Annotated in this window: 6 protein-coding genes; 2 read left to right on the top strand and 4 right to left on the bottom strand. The window is 73.0% G+C overall.

The features are described from left to right. Positions 1-16: 16 nt before the first annotated feature. From Ate02nite_RS31625 to Ate02nite_RS31615, 3 genes are read right to left on the bottom strand one after another with little or no spacing between them, the layout of a single operon-like run. Positions 17-6469: a beta-ketoacyl synthase N-terminal-like domain-containing protein gene (locus Ate02nite_RS31625; RefSeq protein ID WP_203811511.1), complete on the bottom strand. Its 6453-nt coding sequence runs from the start codon at positions 6467-6469 to the stop codon at positions 17-19. Then, on the bottom strand, positions 6466-12282 hold the full coding sequence (locus tag Ate02nite_RS49550; RefSeq protein WP_203811510.1) for a type I polyketide synthase: 5817 nt from the start codon (positions 12280-12282) through the stop codon (positions 6466-6468). Before Ate02nite_RS49550 ends, Ate02nite_RS31625 begins: the two co-directional genes overlap by 4 nt. After that, entirely contained in the window at positions 12279-13796 is a 1518-nt protein-coding gene (locus Ate02nite_RS31615) for a PfaD family polyunsaturated fatty acid/polyketide biosynthesis protein (protein WP_239147834.1), read from the bottom strand. Before Ate02nite_RS31615 ends, Ate02nite_RS49550 begins: the two co-directional genes overlap by 4 nt. Positions 13797-13858: 62 nt before the next feature. Between Ate02nite_RS31615 and Ate02nite_RS31610 the strand changes: the two genes are divergently transcribed. Further along, positions 13859-17182: an AMP-binding protein gene (locus tag Ate02nite_RS31610; RefSeq protein WP_203811508.1), complete on the top strand. Its 3324-nt coding sequence runs from the start codon at positions 13859-13861 to the stop codon at positions 17180-17182. Continuing rightward, on the top strand, positions 17179-18534 hold the full coding sequence (locus Ate02nite_RS31605) for a DHA2 family efflux MFS transporter permease subunit (protein WP_203811676.1): 1356 nt from the start codon (positions 17179-17181) through the stop codon (positions 18532-18534). Before Ate02nite_RS31610 ends, Ate02nite_RS31605 begins: the two co-directional genes overlap by 4 nt. Here Ate02nite_RS31605 and Ate02nite_RS31600 read toward each other — a convergent pair. After that, a complete protein-coding gene (locus tag Ate02nite_RS31600; RefSeq protein WP_239147833.1) occupies positions 18470-19777 on the bottom strand; it encodes an APC family permease in 1308 nt (435 codons plus the stop codon). The two genes, Ate02nite_RS31605 and Ate02nite_RS31600, sit on opposite strands and share 65 nt — an antisense overlap. Positions 19778-19816 lie beyond the last annotated feature (39 nt).

The following is a 19816-nucleotide window of genomic DNA, read 5'->3' as shown; positions in this document are numbered from 1 at the left end:
GGCACTTGACGGCTGCTCACTGGCCGTCAAGTCGGACCCCGAGCCGGTCGACGCGATAGATCCGGCGGCCGTCGATCCAGAGCCAGCCCCGGGCGTACACGCTCCGGTCCTTGATCTCGAGAATTTCCACCTCGACCGTGAGCAGCCGGTCGGTGGGCACCACCTGGCCGCGATATGTCCAGGTCAGCGCCGTCTCGAGAGCAACCGGCTCGCCCAGGTACCACCGCAGCAGCTGAGTCATCGCCTCGACGCCGAGCGAGCCGGGCATGACCGGGTCCTGGAAGAAGTGGGCCTTGAAATACCAGTCGCCCGGGTCGATGTCCTTCTCGGCGCGCAACCGGCCGAGGCCGGCTGCCCCGCCAGCGGGTGAATATCCGGTGATCCGGTCGAGCATCGTGAGCATCGGGCCCATTGCCGGAGGGTTTTCGCGCACCTCGGTCACCGGCTCGCGCTCGGCTGCGGTCGGTGGCAGACCGGGCTGCTGCGCGAAGGCCGTGGTCAGGAAATAGCCGAAGACGGCGGTGCCGCTCAGCAGCAGCTCACCGTCCACCTGGCACTCGATCCGGAACGTCTCGATGATCATTCCGGCGGCCCGGGAGATGTTGGTGATCTCGGCGCGGGTGCGCACGACGCGGTTGGCCGGCCGCACCGCGCGATGGACCCGCAGGTCGCCGTCGAGGTTGCGGAACAGCAGCTCGGCGTCGATCTGCACCGGGCTGCCGACATAACAACCCAGCCATCCGCAGGGCTGCAGGGCGATCTCCATCAGGGCGGCGGCCGCGCCTTCGAAAAACCAGGCCTCATCCGGTACGTCGTACTCCGCGACAACCGCACTGCCGACCGCCATGCCCTGGTACGGGCCGTCGACCGCGACGATCCGGCTGATGAAGTGGTACGGCGGCCCGGGCAGCCGTGGTCCTCGGCGGCTGCCGGTGAACGCCTCGGCCATCGGCCCGAGCCCGTCGGTCGGCCGGCCCCAGGCGCAGGCCAGCAACGAGGCGTAGCCGAGCGGCAGATCCCCGATCCACGCCACCGGCTGGGTTTCGTGGTGCCCGGCGAGCCCGCCCAGCGCCGGGAGCGGCACGGGCTGCTCGGTTTGCTGCACGGTGGGCGGTCCGAGATGCCGCCAGTGTTCGAGCGGCCAGTCCGGCACCAGCCGCACCGCGCAATCCGCGACGTGCAGGGCCTTCACGCCGTCGACGGTGACCAGCACGTCCGCGACCACGGTCGGGAACGGGTCGGCCGACATCTCGGTGACGAAGACCTCGTAGGTCAGCCGCCGACTGTCCGGAGTGACCTGGCCCCGGCAGCGCATCCGCGCGACGCGTCCCGGCACCGGTTCGAACCGCCAGCCGTCGCGGTCGATCGTGTGACCGGCGGCGGCCAGGTAGAACGAGACCGCCTGCAGGCAGCCCTCCGACATCAGGGTGCCGGGCATGCAGGGGTCGTTGTGGAAGTGGCCGTCGAAGAACCAGTCGTCCGGGCGGACCGCCGTCTCGGCCCGGAGGTAGCCGGCCGGATCGAGGACCGGCACCTCGTCGAGCAGGCGCAGCCGGCCCGAGCCGATGCGCGGGGTGCGCACGTGCGCGCGGGTTACCGCCCACTTCGGGCCGAAACACTCGTCGGGGCGGCCCTCCGCGAAGGCCGCGACCGCGGCGGCATCGAAGGACCGCACGGCCCCGGCCGGCCGGTCGGCTTTTGCCTCCCAGAGCACTCCACCCGTACGGCTCAGCTCCTCGTCGGTGAAGAATCCCGCCTGGCCGTCCCGGACCGTCAGCAGTAACGCGTCGCCCACGTGGCAGTCGTACTCGAAGAAGAAGAGGCGGATCGGGCCGTGCGCGACGTGCCGGACGATCCGGATCTCGAAGCGGAGGGTCTGGCCGGGCCCCGGCGGCGGGCCGTGGAACGTGACGTCGCTGCCGAGCAGGCGGTAGACCCGCTCACCCCGGTTGTGCAGGTCAGCGCCGAGCCAGCTGATCAGCAGCAGGTCGGCCTGCCCGGCCTCGACGACGAGCCCGGCGGGCATCCGCCCGGCCTGGTCGAGGTACCAGGAATCAGCCTGTACGTCGGTCTCGGTCCAGATGACGCCGGTGCCCATCGCGCCCGGCGCGGCATCGATCCCGAGGACCCGATCGGCCAGCAGCAGGGGTGGCCGCGGCATCCGGGTCTGCCGCACGTCGTCATCCTGCGCCGCGAACACGGGCCCGAACACCTCGGAGATCCGTCCCGACGCGAGGTGTTCGAGTTGCGCACGGCCAAATTTCGGCCCGGGCCACCCGTCGTCGACCGGGGTGATCGCGGCGATTGGGCTGGCCGCCGGGGCGATCGCGGCGGTTGGGTTTGCTGCCGGGGTGATCGCGGCGACGGCGGCGGAGCGGCCGCTCAGGAATTGCCGGTGCGCGGCAGCCTGCAGCTCCAAGTATTGGTGGTGTGCGGCGGTGATGGCGGCATACCAGGCCAGAGCCGGCGAGGCGGCCGGTTCCGGCGACCGCGCGGGGGCGGGGGCGGCGATTTCGTCCACGGCCTGGGCGGCCTCGTCCACTTCGTGCACGGTCTGGGCCGCGGGCGCGGCCGAGGCCGGCATCCGCGTGAGATCCGGGGCGGGCGCCATCACCTCGTACTCTCCGGCCGGTTCGGTCAGCACCGGGGCGGGCAGCCGTTTGGGCAGGTCGATGGTGATGCCGGCGCCAGGGCCGGCGGGCGCCGGCGTCGCGAAGTAGGCCGCCAGCGCGTCGGGCCGCACCGGGACGCCGGCTGCGGCCAGCTCCGCGACCGCCACCGACAACGACCACAAACCCTGACCCGGTACGGCGTCCAGCGCCACCGCGACGTGCTCCCGGTCGCCGAGGATGCGGCGGATCCAGCCGGTGCACTGGGCAGCCGGTCCGTGCTCGATGAAGACCCGGACCCCGTCCTGCCAGGCACGCTCGATCAGGTTGGGGAAGTTGACCGGCGCGAGCATCTGCTCGGTGATCGCGTCGGCGGCCGACTCCTCGGTCGGGTGGTACCAGTCGCCGGTCGCGCCTCGATAGAACCGCACGCCGGGCACGCCGGCCGTGGGCCGCCGGTGCAGGGCGTGCCAGCGGTCACGCACCTCGGCCACCTCGGGAACGTGCGCCACCAGCAGCTGAAGCCGGATCCGCTCGAACCCTTCGGCGAAAGCGGTACAGGCCCGCTCTTCCCCGGAGACCACGCACGCTCCGGGAGCACAAACCGCCGACAGGTGTACGGCCGGCTCGTCCTTGACCATGGCCCGCACCACTTCCGGGTCGGCCGCGAGCAGATAGCCGATCCACCGCTCGCCGTCGATCCCGCGCCGTTCCCAGAACCGCCGAACCGCCCGCAGCTCGCCACTCAGATCGTGGGTGAACAGCCCGTCGGCCCGGGCGTCAGCGGCCATGGCCGCCCCGTCGGTCCAGGCCCCCAGGGCGACGAGCGCGGCCGATTCCCCGGAGGAGTACCCGATCGCGGCCTGCGGCTCGATGCCCAGCACCGTGCGCGAGATCCTCGTCTGCAAGCCGGAGAGGAAGCCGACCGCGAGGATCTCGTCCAGAGGCTCGGGCCGTTCGGTTTGCGCTTTGTACAGCCAGGACACCAGCGAAGCCCCGTCCGCGGCGGCGGCGATCGGCGCGAACGCGAGCGCGAGGTCGGCGCCCATCCCCGGGTAGAACGACGAGCTCATCGGATAGACGAACGCCGTCTCACCACCGATCGGACTCTCCCGGAAGGCCACCCCGGCCGGCCGCAGCGCCTCGCCGCCAAGCCAGGCACGAGCACGCGCCAGCTGATCGGCGAGGTGCCCCGAATCGCGGGCGAGGACAGCAAGGCGAGCCGGCCCCGTGTCGCTCTCGACGCCGTCCCGGGCAGCGACGAGCACACCCGCCCGGTCCGCGCCCGAGTAGAGGTGCAGCCGGGCGAGGGGCCCAGGCGCCCAAGGCGCGGCGTCACCGGCCCGAAGCCGAACCCGAACGGGCGCAGCCCCGAGCACCGACGTGACGACGTCCACGGTCGTAGCACCGAGGTCCGGCCGAGCGGGCAGCCCCGCCCGGGGCCGAACCCGATGCCGCAGCGCCAGCGCCGCAACCGCAACGTCAAGCAGCCCAACAGCAGCATGCGGCAACCCAAACAGCCCACTCGGCAACAGCCAGCCCGCGTCCGCGCCCAGCGTTTCCCCGTCGACAAGGCCGTGCCAGTCACCCTGAGCGTCACGGTCATTCAGCGCGTCGCGGTCGCTCTGAGCGCCCCGGTTGTGCTGGGCGTCGCGGTCGTTCCGCGCGCCGCGGGCGGGTTGGGCGCTCTGGTTGTGTTGGGCGTCGTCGTCGCCGTCGCGATTGCTCTGAGCGTCGCGGTCGAGCAAGGCAATGATGGGGTCGCCGTCGCGTTGGGCGTCGTCGTGGCGTTTGAGTACCAGGACGATGGCCGCGTCGGTCGGCTTCGCGGTTCGGCCGAGCTGGGCGAGGGCGGTGCGATGCACGGGTTCGTCGGCCAGGTCGACCGCGCCGACCAGCGCGGCGTCGATCTCGCCGGTTCGGAGGGCCCGTGCCGCCAACTCCAGCGCCATGATTCCGGAGGCCTCTTCGGCGCTGACGGCGAAGCCCGGTCCGGACAGTCCGAGTTGGCCGCCGATGCGGTTGGCCACGATGTTCGCCATGGCGCCCAGCACGCGGGCGGCGGTGAGCGCCGGGCTGAACTCGTCGCCGGCCTGGCCGGCGGCCTCAAGCCGCCGGCGGGCGTGAGCCCGCGCGATCTCGGGGTCGCATCCCATGCCCATCAGGACGGCCGTGCGCTCCGGCGGAAGCGCGATGCCGCGCACCGCTTCCCGGGCGGCCTCCAGCACGAGGAGCTGCTGGCCCAGCGTCTCGCCAAGGTCGCGCGGCGGGTAGCGCAGGTCGTCGAGCGCGACCTCGACGGTGTCCGGCGCCTCGCCCGGCACCCGCCCGCTGAGAACGGCGTCCCGGAGCCCACCCGCGTCCACATCCCCGACGCGAGTGCCAATCGCGACGATCGCGATCGCGGCCTCCGCCGAATCAGGGGCCGGGTCCGAGACCAAGTCCGAGGCCGGGTCCGAGCCCAAGCCCGGGTCCGGGTCCGGGGCCGAATCCGAGGCCGGGTCCAGGTCTGTGGCCGGCGTCGGGTCTGGGTCTGAGGCCGAATCCGGGGCCGAGTTCGGGGCCGGGGTGGGCGCGCTGGGCATCGCGATGCTCGTTGCGGGGTGGTCGTCGTAGGCCTCGACGATCAGGTGGGCGTTGTTGCCGCCGAAGCCGAACGCGCTTATCGCCGCCCGCCGTCGCCCGCTCGGCCACGGTTCGCTGGATTGGAGCAGGCGCAGCGGGGCGTCGCGTAGGTCGTCGATGGGGTCGGTGGCGCCGGCCGTGGCCGGGAGGGTGCCGTGCTCGATCGCGCTCAGGAGCTTCAGCAGGCCGGCTGCGCCGGAGGCGGTCAGCAGGTGGCCTACGTTTGACTTGGCTGAGCCGATCGGCAAGGGCGCGGGTCGGTCGCCGAAGAAGCGGGCGGTTGAGCGGGCCTCCACGGCGTCGCCTACCGGCGTACCTGTGGCGTGGCATTCCAGTAGTTCCACCGTGTCCGGGGTGAAGCCCGCCGCGCGGTATGCGGCGTCCATGGCCCGGATCTGGCCGCCCTCCGCGGGGACCAGGAAGCCGCCGGTTCGGCCGTCGTTCGACAGGCCGATGCCTCGGATGACGCCGAGGACCGGCACGTGCGCGGCCACCGCGTCGGGCAGGCGCATGAACGCGAGCAGGGCCGCGCCCTCGGCGGGGATCAGGCCGTCGGCGCCGCGCTGCAACGGGCGGCTGCGGCCGGACGGGCTCAGTGCGCCGAGCGCGGCGAAGCCGGAGTCGATGATCAGGCCGTCGCAGCCGCTCACCGCACCGGCCAGCATGAGGTCGGCCCGGCCGTCGTGCAGGCGGTCGCAGGCGATCTTGATGGCGTACAGCGCGGAGGCGCAGGCCGCGTCGAGGGCGAACGAACCGCCGGTAAGACCTAGGGCGTTCGCCGCGGTGTGCGCCCAGAGGCCGGAGCAAAAACGGGACCGCGGGTCCAGGCCGCCGGGATGGCCGTCCAGCCAGATTCGTTCGGCGTACGCGGCCAGGCTCCGGCTGGGGTAACCCAGGTTGCCGAGGATCAGGCCGGTGCGGGCCGGGCTCGCGTGCTCGCCGGCCTCGCGCAGGGCGGTCCGGCCGGCATGCAAAACCCATTGCAGAGCCGGATCGTACGCGGTGACGGCCCCGGCCTCGGCGGTGAAGCCGTCCGGATCGAAGACGTCGGCGAAGCCTCGGACCAGGCCGGCCGTCGTGCCGGCCGGGAGTGAGCCCGGCGGCATTCGCCACTCCTCAGGCCGTACGGCATCGAGGTTGATCTGGCCTTTCTTGATGTTGTCCCAGAATTGGTCGGGGCTCAGCGCGCCGGGCAGCACGCAGCCGCGGCCCACGATGGCGATCGGCTCGGTCACCGGCGACCCGCCGGCGCGACGTCGGGGCGCCGGATGAGGCTGACGCCGAGCAGTTCGGTGCGGATCTCCCCGTCCCCGTCGAACAGCGCGATGTCGCAGCGTGTCTCGTCGGTGGCGACCGAGGTGGCCCGGACCAGGCAGCGCAGCGTCGCCGGCGCCGGTCCGGGGCGGTGAACGTGGATCGCCTCGACGCCCATCGGCAGGGTCGCGTGGCCGGTGGTGTGCCGGGCCCACAGCACCGCGGTCTGCAGGGCGCCGTCGACCGCGGCCGGGTCCGACCACCAGGGAGCGTCTGGCCAGCCGACTGCCCGCACTCCGACGACCTGCGCTTCGGCGCCCTCGCGGGACAGCCCTCGCACCTCTCGCAGCATCTGGAACCGGGGACCGTGGAACAGCACGTCGGAGTCGTAGACCGATCCGTTGAAGGGTTCCAGCGCGGTCGGCGTGCTCCAGGTGCGTGGGCGTTCCGGGGCGGCGAGCCGGGCGCGGTAGTGGTTCCCGAGCCGCAGTTCGTCGGCCGGAGTTACCTCGATCGTGAACCGGTGACCGCCGTTGGCCAGGTCGGGCAGTTCGATCCGGTGGAGAACCCGGAGGCCGCCCAACGCGGTCGGACGGCCCGGGTAGCGCGCCTGCCCGGCCGCCGCGAACCATTCCACCGCCATGGCCAGCGGAAGCACGGGCACACCGGCCGGGGCGTGGTCGGTCAGGAAATCATCCGTACGGGCTTCGGCCCGGAGCCGCGGCCGGCCCGCTTCGGCGGTCTCGCCGCCGGTGATGAGCACCTGGACCACGTCGCCGGGCGTGCTCAACTCCGCGACGAAGGCGCGTGCGCCCGCGTCGAGCGGGATGAGCGGGATTTTTAGGTCTCGGAAGTGCGCGGCGTGGGCCGGGGTGACCATGCCGGCCTCCCACGGTCCCCAGCCGATCGCCCGGACCCGGCAGGCCGGCCGCCGCCGCTGCTCGGCCAGGGCCACCTGGTTGAGTACCTCGTTGGCCATCGCGTAGTCGCACTGTCCGGGATTGCCGAAGCGGGCCGCGACGGACGAGAACAGGCACAGTACGTCGAGCGGATCGTCGGCGGTCGCGTCGAGCAGCGCGTGGAGCCCGGCAACCTTGGTGGCGTAGACCCGGTCGAACTGGTCGTCGGTCTTGTCGGCGATCCGTTTGTCGGCGAGCACTCCGGCGCCGTGCACGAGCCCGGTGACCGCACCCCATTCGCGGCGCACCCGGGCCAGCTCGCGGTCCAGGGCGGCCCGGTCGGTGACGTCGACGGCCGCATAGCGCACGGTTGCCCCGGCCCGTTCGAGCCCGGCGAGCGTCGCACGCACCTCCCGGACGGCAAGGACGACCCGCGCCCGAGCGGTCAGCTGGGCCGGCGTGGCGGCCGGCTCGTGGTTGGCCAGCAGGCGGGTGAGGGACGGCTCGTCGTGGGCTGCCGCGAGGAACTCGGGCTCGTCGGCGAGCTCGGTGCGCCCGAGCAGCAGCATTCGTGGCTTGCCTTCGGCCGCCAGCGCCAGCAGCGCGGCCGCGGTGACACCGCGGGCGCCGCCGCTGACTACGAGGACCGACCGGTCGGTGATCCGCGGGTCGGACGGATCCGGCGGTGCCTCGATTTCCGTCAATGTCCATCGCGTTCCGTCCGCGCGCAGGCCGACGTCGAGGGTCGGCCCGCCGGTCAGCAGCTCGGTGACGATGGCGGCGGCCACCTCGTCCGGGCCGCGGCCGCCGCGCTCGCAGTCGATCGCCTTGGCCGCGGCCGCCGGCCACTCCTGGGCGGCGGTCCGGGTGAGTGCCGCGAAGCCGCCGAGCCAGGCGCGTTGCGGACCGCCGAGGTCGGTCTCGGTCTCCTTCGCAGCCGGCTTCGGTTCGGCCAGCCCGAAACAGCCGCCGGTGTCCTGCACGGTGACGAAGACACCGCCGCGTTCGGTCATCGCGGCCGCGACGACCCGAGCGGCCTGGAACCCGCGCCGGGCGTCCGCGGCCGGTGCCATGCCGCCGAGCAGGATGACGCCGTGTACGTCGCCGCCGAGCAGGGGGACGCCGTGTGCGTCCCCGTCGGGCTGGATGGCGCCGTGCGCGTCGCTGGCGGGCAGGTCCGCGGCGGTCGCTGTGATGCCGTGCGCGCGAAGCTGCTCGACCACGGCGGGCGCGAGCGCGCTGCCGCCGTCGACGACGGTGATCGGTCCGTCCCGGAGGCCGGCCAGAGTCAGCCCGCATGCCGGCGCGGCGACCGGCTGGACCTGTAATCGAGGCAGGCCGGGAAGGTTCGGTTCGGCGGTGATGCCGCGCATGACCTCGTCCAGCGTGCGCGCCTGGAACAGCTGGGCCATCTGGGCCGAGTCGGTGTCGGGCAGCCCTTCCGCGCGCTCCCGGACCGCCGCGAAGATCTCCACCTTCTTGATCGAGTCGATGCCGAGGTCCGCCTCCAGATCCATGCCGCCGTTCAGCATGTCCGCCGGATAGCCGGTCTTGTCCGCGACCACGGCCAGCAGAAGCGTCAGGCTCACCGGCTCAGTGACCCGCGCGGCCGGGGCCACCGGCGCGGCCACGGGCTGGTGAAGCTCCGATGCCGCAATGGGCACGGCCGCAATGGGCACGGCTTGGGTCGGCGCAGCCGCGGAGGGCGCGGGTTGGTTCGGCGCTGCTGGAGGGGGCGTGGGCGCGAGGGGTGAGGGTTGGATCGGCGCTGCCGCAAGGGGTGCGGGCGTGAGGGGTGCGGGCGCGGCAGGCGCAGGCGCCAGGGGCGCGAACGCGGAAACCGTTGGCGTGAGAGGTGGCTGGGCCGGCCGAGGCAGCTGGTCCTTTCGCGGGGTTTGTCCGGCGAAGGCGGCGAACGTGTTCTCGGCCATCTGCAAGAAGGCCTGGTGCGACTCGGCGAGAGTGCGCTGGAAATGCATGTGCGCCTCGGCCGTCTGGCGCTGCATCTCCTGCATTGCGGCCAGCCAATCGGCGTTGTGCTCTGGCTTGGTCATCGGGGCGACGGGCTCCAAATGGGTTGGCGGGGTGGAGGCGGCCGGGGTCTGCGCGGGCAGGGTTTGGGCGGAGGCGGGCAGGGTCCGCGCGAAGGTGGGCAGGGCCGGCTGGGCGGGGGTCGGCAGGGTCTGCGCGGTGGCGGGCAAGCTCGGCGCCGGCGCCGGCGCCGGCGGTGCGACGTAGCCTGTGCCGTTGACGCGGACCGGCATTCGGGGCCGCTCGGTCGGCGCCGGCTTCTCGGTCGGTGGCAGGGTCATTGCGACGCCGTGCACGGCCAGCCGGCCGACGCCCTCGTGGAACGCGGCAACGCCGTCCCGGCCGCGACGGTCCAGGCTGACCGCCAAGTGCGGCCGGTCGCCGAGAATCCGTCCGACCAGGCCGGTCAGCACGGCGCCGGGACCCACCTCGACGAACGTTCGGGCTCCGGCGGCGTACATCGCTTCGATCTGGTCCTGGAACCGCACCGGGACGCCGGGGTGCCGCGCCAGAGCGCGGCGAATCGCGGCGGGCGATGGGTCGTAGATCGCGGCGTCCTCGTTCGCATACACGTCGATGCGCGGTGCGGCCAGGGAGAGCGTCGCCAAGAAGTCGTGCATCGGCACCTCGGCCGACCGCATCATCGGGCTGTGGAAGGCGGCGGATACCGCCAGCCGGCGGGCGGTGACGCCGTCCGCGGATAGTCGCTCTTCCAGCGCGTCGATCGCCGTAGCGGTTCCGGAGACGACGGTCTGGCGGGGTGCGTTCCGGTTCGCGATCCAGACGTCGCCCTTGAGCGCCGCCTCCACCACGGCCGCCTCCGCGTCGACCGCGAGCATCGCGCCCGGCGACACGGAGGCGTCGGCCAGCAGCGAACCCCGGTGCCGGGCCAGGCGCAGCAGGCTCGTCGCGTCCAGGACGCCGGCCGCGTGCAGCGCGACCAGCTCGCCGAGGCTGTGACCGGCCACGCAGTCGGGTGCGAGCCCGATCGAGTCGAGCAGCGCGAGCAGCGACAGGCTGTGTGCGGCCAGCGCCGGCTGCGCCCAGCGGGTGTCGGTGAGCCGGCGTTCCTGCGCCGCATGCTGTTCGTCGCCGAAGACCGGCGGCGGGAAGACCACGTCGGCCAGATCGGGCCCGGCCACGAAATCCCACACGTCCTGCGCCGTCGGCAGGGCCTGGGCGATCGAACCGCCCATCCCGACGTACTGCGAACCCTGCCCGGGGAACAGGAACGCGACCCGGCCGGGATCGGCCGGCCCGCACGAGTAGGAGACGCCGCCGGGCAGGGTGAACGGCACGCCGGGCTGCCGGGCCATCATCTCGGCCGCCCGGTCGAGCTTCTCGGGCAGGTCGCCGCCGTCGACCACGGCCAACCGATGCGGGTCACCGGCGTCGAAGTGGTCGCTCCCGATCAGATCGGCCGGCGACCCGGCACTGCGCAGGACGAGCTCGCCGGCCCCGATTCGCGCGGGCGAGTTGGCACCGCCGTACTCCTCGAGGGTTAGATGGAAGTTGGCCCCACCGAAACCGAAGCTGGAGACCGCGGCCCGCCGGGCGTGCGAAGCGCGCCGGGTCCATGGGCGGGCGACCGTGTTCAGGTAGAACGGGCTGCCCTCGATACCGAGGGCGGGGTTGGGTTCGCGCACCTTGATGGTCGGCGGCAGCGTCCGTTGATGCAGCGCCAGCACCGTCTTGACCAGCCCGGCCGCGCCCGCCGCGGCCTTGGTGTGCCCGATCTGGGACTTGATGCTGCCGAGCGCGCACCAGCCACGGTCCGGCCGCCCGGTCTCGCCGAAAACGCGGCGCAGCGACTCGAACTCGGCGGCGTCCCCGGCCCGGGTCGCGGTGCCGTGCGCCTCGACCAGGTCGACGGTGTCCGGGCCGTAGCCCGCCGCCTCGTACGCCCGCCGCAGCGCCCGGACCTGCCCGTTGGCCATCGGCGCGTAGATCGCGCCGCCCCGGCCGTCCGAGGAGGTGCCGAGCCCTCTGATCACCGCGTAGACCCGGTCGCCGTCGCGTTCGGCGTCCGCCAGGCGCCGGAGGCCCACCATCGCCAGGCCCTCGCCGAGCATCGTGCCGTCGGCGTCCGCCGCGAACGGGCGGGCGTCGCCGGTGGGGGACAGGGCCGGTGTCTTGCTGAAGCACACGTACATCAGCGGGTTGTTGGTCACGTCCACCCCGCCGGTGATGACCAGGTCGGCCTGGCCCAGGGCCAGCTCGTTCACCCCGGCCGACAGGGCCGCGAGCGAGCTGGCGCAGGCGGCGTCGACCGTGCAGTTGGTGCCGTGCAGGTCGAGCCGGTTGGCGATCCGCCCGGCCACCACATTGGACAGCAGGCCGGGGAAGGAATCTTCCTGCCACGGTGCGTACCGGTCGGCGATCCGGTCGCAGATCCGCCGCGCGTCTTCATCCCCAACACCGAGATCCCGCAACGCCGCGAGCCAGACCGGGCGCTGGATGCGCGCGTCCATCGTGCCGACCCGGCTGAGGGTGGAGCTGCCCAGGATGACGCTCACCCGCTCCCGGTCGGGCGGGCCGGCCAGGTTGCGGCCGAGGTCGGCCAGCAGCGCGTCGGCCACGGTCAGACCCAGCAGCTGGGCGGGGTCGATGGCCCCGAGGGTGGCCGGCGGCAGTCCGTGGGCGAGGGCGTCGAACTCGATGTCCGGCAGGAACGCGCCGCGGTTGCTGTAGGTCGTGTCGGGCGTCGCCGGATCGGGGTCGTAGAACCCGTCGGCGGGCCAGCGCCCGGCCGGCACCTCGGTGATCAGATCGCGCCCGGCCACGATGTTGGCCCAGAATTCGCTCGTGTCGCGCGCCCCGGGCATCAGCGCGGCCAACCCCACGACAGCGATCGGCTCCATCATGCTCCTAGGGACAAAAGGCGAGGGCGAGGGGCAAAACCTTCCCCAGGCACGGGTACGCCGTACGAGCGCAACTGATGGGCACGGGTCACCATGGCCGCGCCTTCCAGCAGGTTGAGGGCGATCTGCACGACCGTGCGCCGGGCCGGCTGAGCCAGCGGGCTGCCCGCCGTCCACCGGTTGAAGGCGCCGATCGCCGGTCCGCACCAGATCTGGTAATCGGTCACCCGGGTCGGCTCCCCGGTGATCGCCCACTGGCTCGACAACCCCAGGTAGGAGCGGAACACCAGGGCCATCCGGTGGCGCGGGTCCCGCTCGGCCCGGTCGACCTCGCGCGGGTCCCGGCCGAGCCAGAACTGCCGGGTCTGCTGCCAGCAGTCCTCGAACGTGCCGCGCAGGACGTCCTTCTCGATCCGCTCGCGGGTCGCGTCGGGCACCTCGTCGAGGGACCCGTAGGCCAGGTAGGTCTCGTAGAGCTGGCCGGCCCGCGCCGCGAACATGGTGCCGCGCCGCAGCACCTGCACCTTGATGCCGTACTCGAACATGTCGGCGGCCGGCGCCATCGCGACGTCGGCCAGGTCGGCCCGCGCGAGCAGGTCCTTCGCCGCGTCGGACAGCCCGGCCTCGCGGGCGAGCTGGTTGATGGTGCCGGTCACGACGTAGGCGGCCCCGGCGGCGAACGCGGCCGCCACCCCGGCCGGGTCGCCGAGCCCGCCGGCCGCCCCGACCCGGATCGGCCGGGCGTATCCGTACCGCCGGGTCAGTTCGTCGCGTAGCGCCATGATCACCGGGAGCACGACGGCGAGCGGCCGGTTGTCGGTGTGGCCGCCGCTGTCCGCCTCGACCGTGACGTCCTCGGCCAGTGGCATCCGCGCCGCCAGGTCGGCCTCGTCCCGGGTGATCTGCCCGCGTTCGACCAGCCGGCGCAGGATCTCGGGCGGCGCGGGGGAGAGGAACCGCGCGGCCACCTCGGGCCGGGAGACCTTGGCGAACAGCTGCCGGGCCCGGCCCTCCGGCCGCAGCCCGGCCACCGCGCAGCGGACCACGGCCGGGGTCAATTCCAAAAAGGCAGAAGCCGAGACCTTGGGTACGGCGGCGCGGATCAGCAGATCGACCAGGTGTTCCTCGTGACCGGGCTCGGACGGCGAGTGGATGAGGTTGACACCCCAGTTGTCCCGGCCGGGCAGGGCGGCGCGCAACTCGGTCACGGCCCGCTCGATGGCCGGCAGGGCAAGCCCGGCGGCGCCGAAGAATCCGAGCATCCGCGCGCGGGCCATCGCCACCACCGACGCGACGGTCGCGATGCCGTTGGCCATCTCCCCAGCGACGTACGGAAAGCGGACGTTGTGGGTTTGATTGAAGGACCGCTCGCCGAGCCACTCGGGATAGAGCGGCGGCAGCGTGCCGAGCATCTCGGCGTGTGGGTGATCGCCGAACCCGATCCCGGGTTCCTGGCCGGGCCGGTCGCGCACGATGTGCACGGGCTCGCGAAAGCGGCGAACCCCGTCGAGAATCACCAGCACCACCTCCCCCCGGTAGGCGGGTCTTACGTTAGCCGAAGTCCATTTAAGATGGTGTAGTGATCTCGAGCCTGCTCACCAGGATGGTCGAGCGCCTCGACGTCGCTCCGCACACGCCGCTCTACTCGTTCCTCGATCGGCACGGCAAACAGACGGCCGCGGCCGACTGCGCCGAGGTCGTGCGCCTCGCCGCCGGCGCCGCTGACCTGCTCCGGGCCGCCGGGGTCGAGCCGGGCGACCGCGTCCTGCTGGTCTTCCCGCCCGACGACGGCCTGGAGTTCGTCGCCGGCTTCTTCGGGTGCATGCTGCTCGGCGCGATCGCGGTGCCGGTGGCCAGCCCCGATCCGCGGCATCTCGACCGGGAACTGCCGAAGCTCCGGCACGTCGTCGAGGACAGCGGCGCCCGGTTCGCGCTCACCCACCCGAAATACCGGGCCCTCGCGCGGCTCGCGTCGGTGGCGAACCGGCTGCGTGGCCGCGACGCCCCGAGCTGGCCCAAGCTCTCCTGGCTGCTGTCGCATCGCATCAAGCGCGCCGATCTGCCGGCGGCCGCCGCACTGCTGACCGCCGCGGCGAGCCGGTTCGGCCCCGACGACATCGTCTACCTGCAATACACGTCCGGTTCGACGTCGGCCCCCAAGGGCGTCATGGTGCGGCATCGGAACCTCGTGCACAACCTGGAGCTCATCGCCCGCAACACCCGGGTCGACGGCGACTCGGTGCTTGTCGGCTGGGTGCCGCTGTTCCACGACATGGGGCTGGCCGGCGGCATTCTGAACGCGATGTACACCGGGGCGCGGTGCGTGGTGTTCTCCCCGCTGACCTTCCTGACCGCGCCGCGCCTCTGGCTCGAGGCGATCGACCGCTATCGCGGAACGCACATCGCCGGCCCGAACTTCGGCTACGAGTACGTACTGCGAGGGCTGCGCGACGGTGACGCGTTCGATCTCTCCTCGCTGCGGGCGACCCTGCAGGGCGGCGAGCCGATGCTCCCGGCCACGATGGAACGCTTCGCCGCCGAGACCGCCCGGATGGGCTTCGATCCGGCGTCGTTCGTCAACGTCTACGGCATGGCCGAGGCGGTTCTGTTCATCAGCGGCCCGGTCGGCCGGAAGCCGACCCTGCTGCGCGGCGACCGGGTCGTGCTGGACCGGGACGGCGTGATCGTCCCGGCCGCGCCCGGCGCGCCGGAGGTGACGCTGGTGGGCAGCGGCGTCCCCGACGCGGAGCTGGGCGTGTCGGTGCTGGCCGTCGACCCGGAAACGCGGCAGCCGCAGCCACCGCACGTCGTCGGCGAACTCTGGGTGTCGAGCGACAGCGTGTCCAGCGGCTACTGGGGGCGCGGCGACGAGGAGAACGCGGCCGTCTTCGCCGCGCGGCTGGCGGACGGGGACGAGCGGCGCTTCCTGCGCACCGGTGACCTCGGGGTGATCGGCGCGGACGGCGAGGTGTTCATCTGCGGCCGCCGCAAAGACCTGATCATCGTCGGCGGCCGCAACATCCACCCGCAGGACCTGGAGGCGGCGGTGGTGGCGGCCGATCCGATTCTGCGGCCGGGCAGCGCGGTCGCCTTCGGGGTGCGGGTCGGCGGCGTCGAGCGGGTGGTGGTGGCGGCCGAGGTGCGTAAGAAGGCCTTGGAAGGCGGGGAATCGCTGCCGCTCGGCCGGGCGGTGGCCGCGATCCGGGCCGCGGTGGCCGCGCACAGCGGCGTGCAGTGTCACGAGGTCGTGCTCACCCGGCCCGGCCGTCTGCCCAAGACGACGAGCGGCAAGCTGCGGCGCGGCGAGTGCCGGGAACTGTGGGTCAGTGGCTCGCTGCGCTCGGCCGCCCTGGCCGGACCGGACGGACCGAAGGCCGAGGACGTCACCCTGCTCCAGCTCCTCCAGGCCGAGGTCGCCGCCCTGTTGCAGCTGGCCGATCCCGGCGAGGTGCCGGTGGACCTGCCGCTGCGCGACGCCGGACTGGACTCGCTCGGCCTGATGGATCTGGCCAAACGCATCGAGGACCGGACCGGCACCCACCTGTCGCCGGCCACCGTCTCGGACGGCTCCACCCTGCGTGACCTGGCGAGCAGCCTCGAACCGGCGCCGGCCGGGCCGCGCGGGGAAGCGGTCACCGGCGACGTGCCGTTCAGCGCCGCTCAGGTGGACGCGCTGCGGCTGGGGCAGTGGGACTGGTGGAACCGCGCTGTCCTGCTCGACGTGCACCGGCCGCTCCCGGTGGAGCGGCTTCGCCGGGCCGTGTCCGCGCTGGTCAGCCAGCACGACGCGCTGCGGCTGCGGGTCCGCCGGGAGGACGGCCGGTTTGCCCAGTACTACGGGGACTTCGAGAGCAGCTTCGCCATCGAGACGGCCGCAACCGGTGAAGAGCTCCTGACCGACCAGCATCGCCGCCTCAGCCTGGAGCACGGCCCGGTGCTGCGGTTGCTGCAGATGGAGCAGCGGCTCTTCCTCACCGTCAACCACCTTGTCATGGACGGCGTCACGCTCGGCATCCTGGTCGACGACCTGGACCAGCTCTGCCGGCTCGACGAGCGCGGCGAGCCGCTGGTGCTGGCGCGCACCTCGGCCCGGTTCGACGAGTTCACCCGCTGGATGCACGACTTCGCGCGCGGGGACGCGGCCGCCGATCTCGGCTTCTGGCGGGCGCAGCTCGACGTTCCACCGCCGACCGGCTACGACTCCCGCGAGCATCCGGGCCTCAAAGAAAAAGACCTTCGCACCGTACGGCGACTGCTACGTCCCGACGAGACGCGCGAACTGCGTACCGTGCGCATGGACGGTCCGCCGGGGCGCCGGGCGCCGATCGCCACCACGTTGCTGACCGCCCTGGTCCGGACCGCCCAGCGGCAGTGGGACTGCGGACCGCTCGCGGTCCGGCTCTCCAGCTCAGGACGGCAGACCGCGGTGCACGGCCTCGACCTGTCCCGGACGGCCGGCAACATGCACTGCACGTTCCCGCTCGCCTTCGCGGACAGTTCCACCCAGAGCCCGGGCGAGACGCTGACCGCGGTGGCGGAACGGCTCACCTCCGTACCCTCGGCGGGGTTGTCCTTTGAGCCTTTGCTCTTTCTTGGCGATGAGCCGAGCGGCCTGGCGGACGCGCCGATGCCGACGGTGTGGTTCAACTTTCAGGGTGAGGCGCCGGCGCGGAGCCGGAGCGGCCTGTTCTCGCCGCGCGAGGGATCGCTCGGCGACATGTGGGATCCCGAGGCCGGCGAGAAGCAGCCGCCGCTCTACCTCGAATGCTCCATCGTGGATGGAGCCACGCGCCTCGACTGGTACTACTCGCCCGGCCATCTGGGCTGGTCGGGAACGGAGATCGACGAGTGGACGGCCCGGTTCTCCGGCGAGTTGCGCGGCCTGATGACCGACCGGTCGTGAAGGCGGCCATCGCCGCGGTGGGGCTGCCCGCGTTCATGGTTTCGCTGGACAACCTGGTGGTCACGACGGCGTTGCCGGCGATGCGGACCGCGTTCGACGCCTCCACCAGCGACCTGCAGTGGATCGTCGACGCGTACACCCTGCCGTACGCCGCCCTGCTGCTCACCGCGGCGGCCCTCGGCGACCGGTTCGGCCGGCGGCTGATCTTCATCGCCGCGATCGGTGTCTTCACGCTCGCCTCGGCCGGGTGTGCGCTGGCCGGCACGGTCGGTGAGCTGAAGGTGGCCCGGGCCGTGCAGGGCGCCTCGGGTGCGTTCGTCATGACGTTGTCGCTGGCCCTGCTGGCCGCCGCGGTGCCGGCCGGGCGGCGGCCCCTCGCCATCGCCCTCTGGAGCGGCTTCACCGGCCTGGGTGTCGCGATCGGGCCGGTGCTCGGCGGGGCCGTGGTGGAGGGCCTGCACTGGACCTGGATCTTCTGGCTCAACGTCCCGGTCGGCCTGGTCGCGATGGTCCTCGCGGGGCGGTTGCTGAGCGAGTCCCGGGGCGCCGCGCGGCGGATCGACCTGGCCGGGATCGCTCTGCTGACCGGGTCCATCTTCGTGCTGGTCTGGGGCGTGGTGGAGGCGCCGACCCACGGGTGGAGTTCGCCGCGGGTCCTGCTCACCCTGGCCGGCGGCGCGGCGATCTTCGCGCTGTTCCTCGGCTGGCAGGCGCGCGGCAAGGACCCGATGCTGCCGCTGCGCCTGTTCCGCTCGCGGGTGTTCAGCGTCATCAACACCCTGTCGTTCAGCCTCAACATCGGGGTGTACGGCAGCATCTTCCTGCTCGCCCAGTTCTTCCAGGTCGTACAGGGGGCCAGCCCGTTGCAGGCCGGTCTGCGTACGCTTCCCTGCTCGTTGGTTCCGCTGTTCGTCGGGCCGGCCACCGGCCTGCTGATGGCCCGGTGGGGTGCTGCCCGGCTGGTCCTGGCCGGGCAGGTGATGGTGGCGGTCTCGCTGGTCTGGATGGCCTCGGCCTTCTCCGCCGAGGTCGCCTTCGGCTGGCTGTTCGGGCCGTTCCTGCTGGCCGGCATCGGGCTGGGGCTGAGCTATCCGCCGATCAGCGCGATCGCCCTGGAGGCGGTCCCGGAGGGCGAACGGGCGGTCGCGGCGGGCGTCAACAACACCGCCCGCGAGCTGGGCGTGGCTGTCGGCGTGGCGATGCTTGTCTCGATCTTCGCCACCCAGGGCGGCTACACCCCGGCGACGTTCGTCGACGGGCTGAACCCGGCGCTGTTCACCGCGTCGGTCATCGTCGCGGCGGGAGCGGCGCTGACCGGGTTGCTTCCCGGTTTCCGCGCCCGTTCTCGGTAGCTGCCGTTCGTCGCAGGTAGAGCAGGCAGGCGGCGGCGAGCAGCAGGGGCCAGAGCAGGTAACGGCCGGTGGTGGTCAGCAGGGCCAGCGACGCGATCAGCGAGATGACCGCGGCCAGCCGGCCGGGCGAGCGCCGGGGCAGCAGCCGGACGGCGGCGGCCGAGCCGAGGACGTACACCGTGGTGAACGCGCCGGTGGTGAGCAGGACAAGCGGTTCCGGGTCGGCGTGGTGGAAGACGGCCACCGCCAGCAGGGCCAGGCCGGCCAGGGTGGCCAGGACGAGCACGCTGCGCACCGGGACGTCGCCCGGCGCGCTGCCGGGGGCGAGCCACCGAGGCAGGGCGGCGTCCCGGCCGAGGGCCGCGCCGAGCTTGGCCGCGCCGGCCTGGTAGGTGTTCATCACGCCCAGGGTGAGAAGCACGGCCAGGATCGCGCCGAGGGTGTTGCCGGCCCCGCCGATGCCCCGGGCCAGCAGGTCCGCCAGGGGAGCGGCGGACTCACCCGCGGCCGGGCCGAGGACCAGGATGCTCGCGGTCGCGACGGCCAGGTAGAGCGTGCCGACGATGACGACGGCCGCGCTCGTGGTGCGGGCGATGTCGCGCTCCGGCCGGCGGAAGTCGCCCGACAGGTGCGTCATCGCCTCCCAGCCGGAGAAGCTCCAGACCAGCAGGGCGGCGGCCGAACCGATGGCGGCCCAGCCGTGCGGCGCGAACGGGCGCAGGTTGTCGGCGTCGGCGTGCGGCAGCGCGGTCAGCGTCGCCGTGAGCAGCAGCAATGCCAGCACCACGGTGAGGCCGAGGGCGAGCCGGCCGGAGACGCGCAGGCCGAAGACGTTCGCGACGGTGACGGTCGCGATCAGGGCGGTGGCGGTGCCCAGGACGGTGCCGGTGCCGCCGCCCGCCGCGGCGGCCACATACGAGCCGGCGAAGATGGCCGCGGCGGCCATCGCGGGCGGGACCGTCAGGTAGAAGCACCACCCCACCAGACCGGCCCAGTTCGCCCCGAAGGCCCGCCGCACGTACGTCGACACGCCACCGGAGTCCGGGAAGCGGGAGCCGAGCGCGGCGAACGTGGCGGCCAGCGGGATCGACATGAGCACCAGCCCGAGCCAGGCCAGCAGCGAGGCCGGTCCGGCGGCCCGGGCGGCCAGGGCCGGCAGCGCGATCGCGCCGCTGCCCAGCACCGCGCCCACGTACAGGGCGGTGCCCTGGGGGAAGGTGAGTCCTCGTGCGGGTGGCGGCATGACCATCACCCTCGCGGGCCGGACCGATCGCCGACAGCC

Source organism: Paractinoplanes tereljensis (genome assembly GCF_016862435.1).
In the GTDB taxonomy this organism is placed as follows: Bacteria; Actinomycetota; Actinomycetes; order Mycobacteriales; family Micromonosporaceae; genus Actinoplanes; species Actinoplanes tereljensis.
This window is presented reverse-complemented; position numbering and strand designations above follow the sequence as displayed.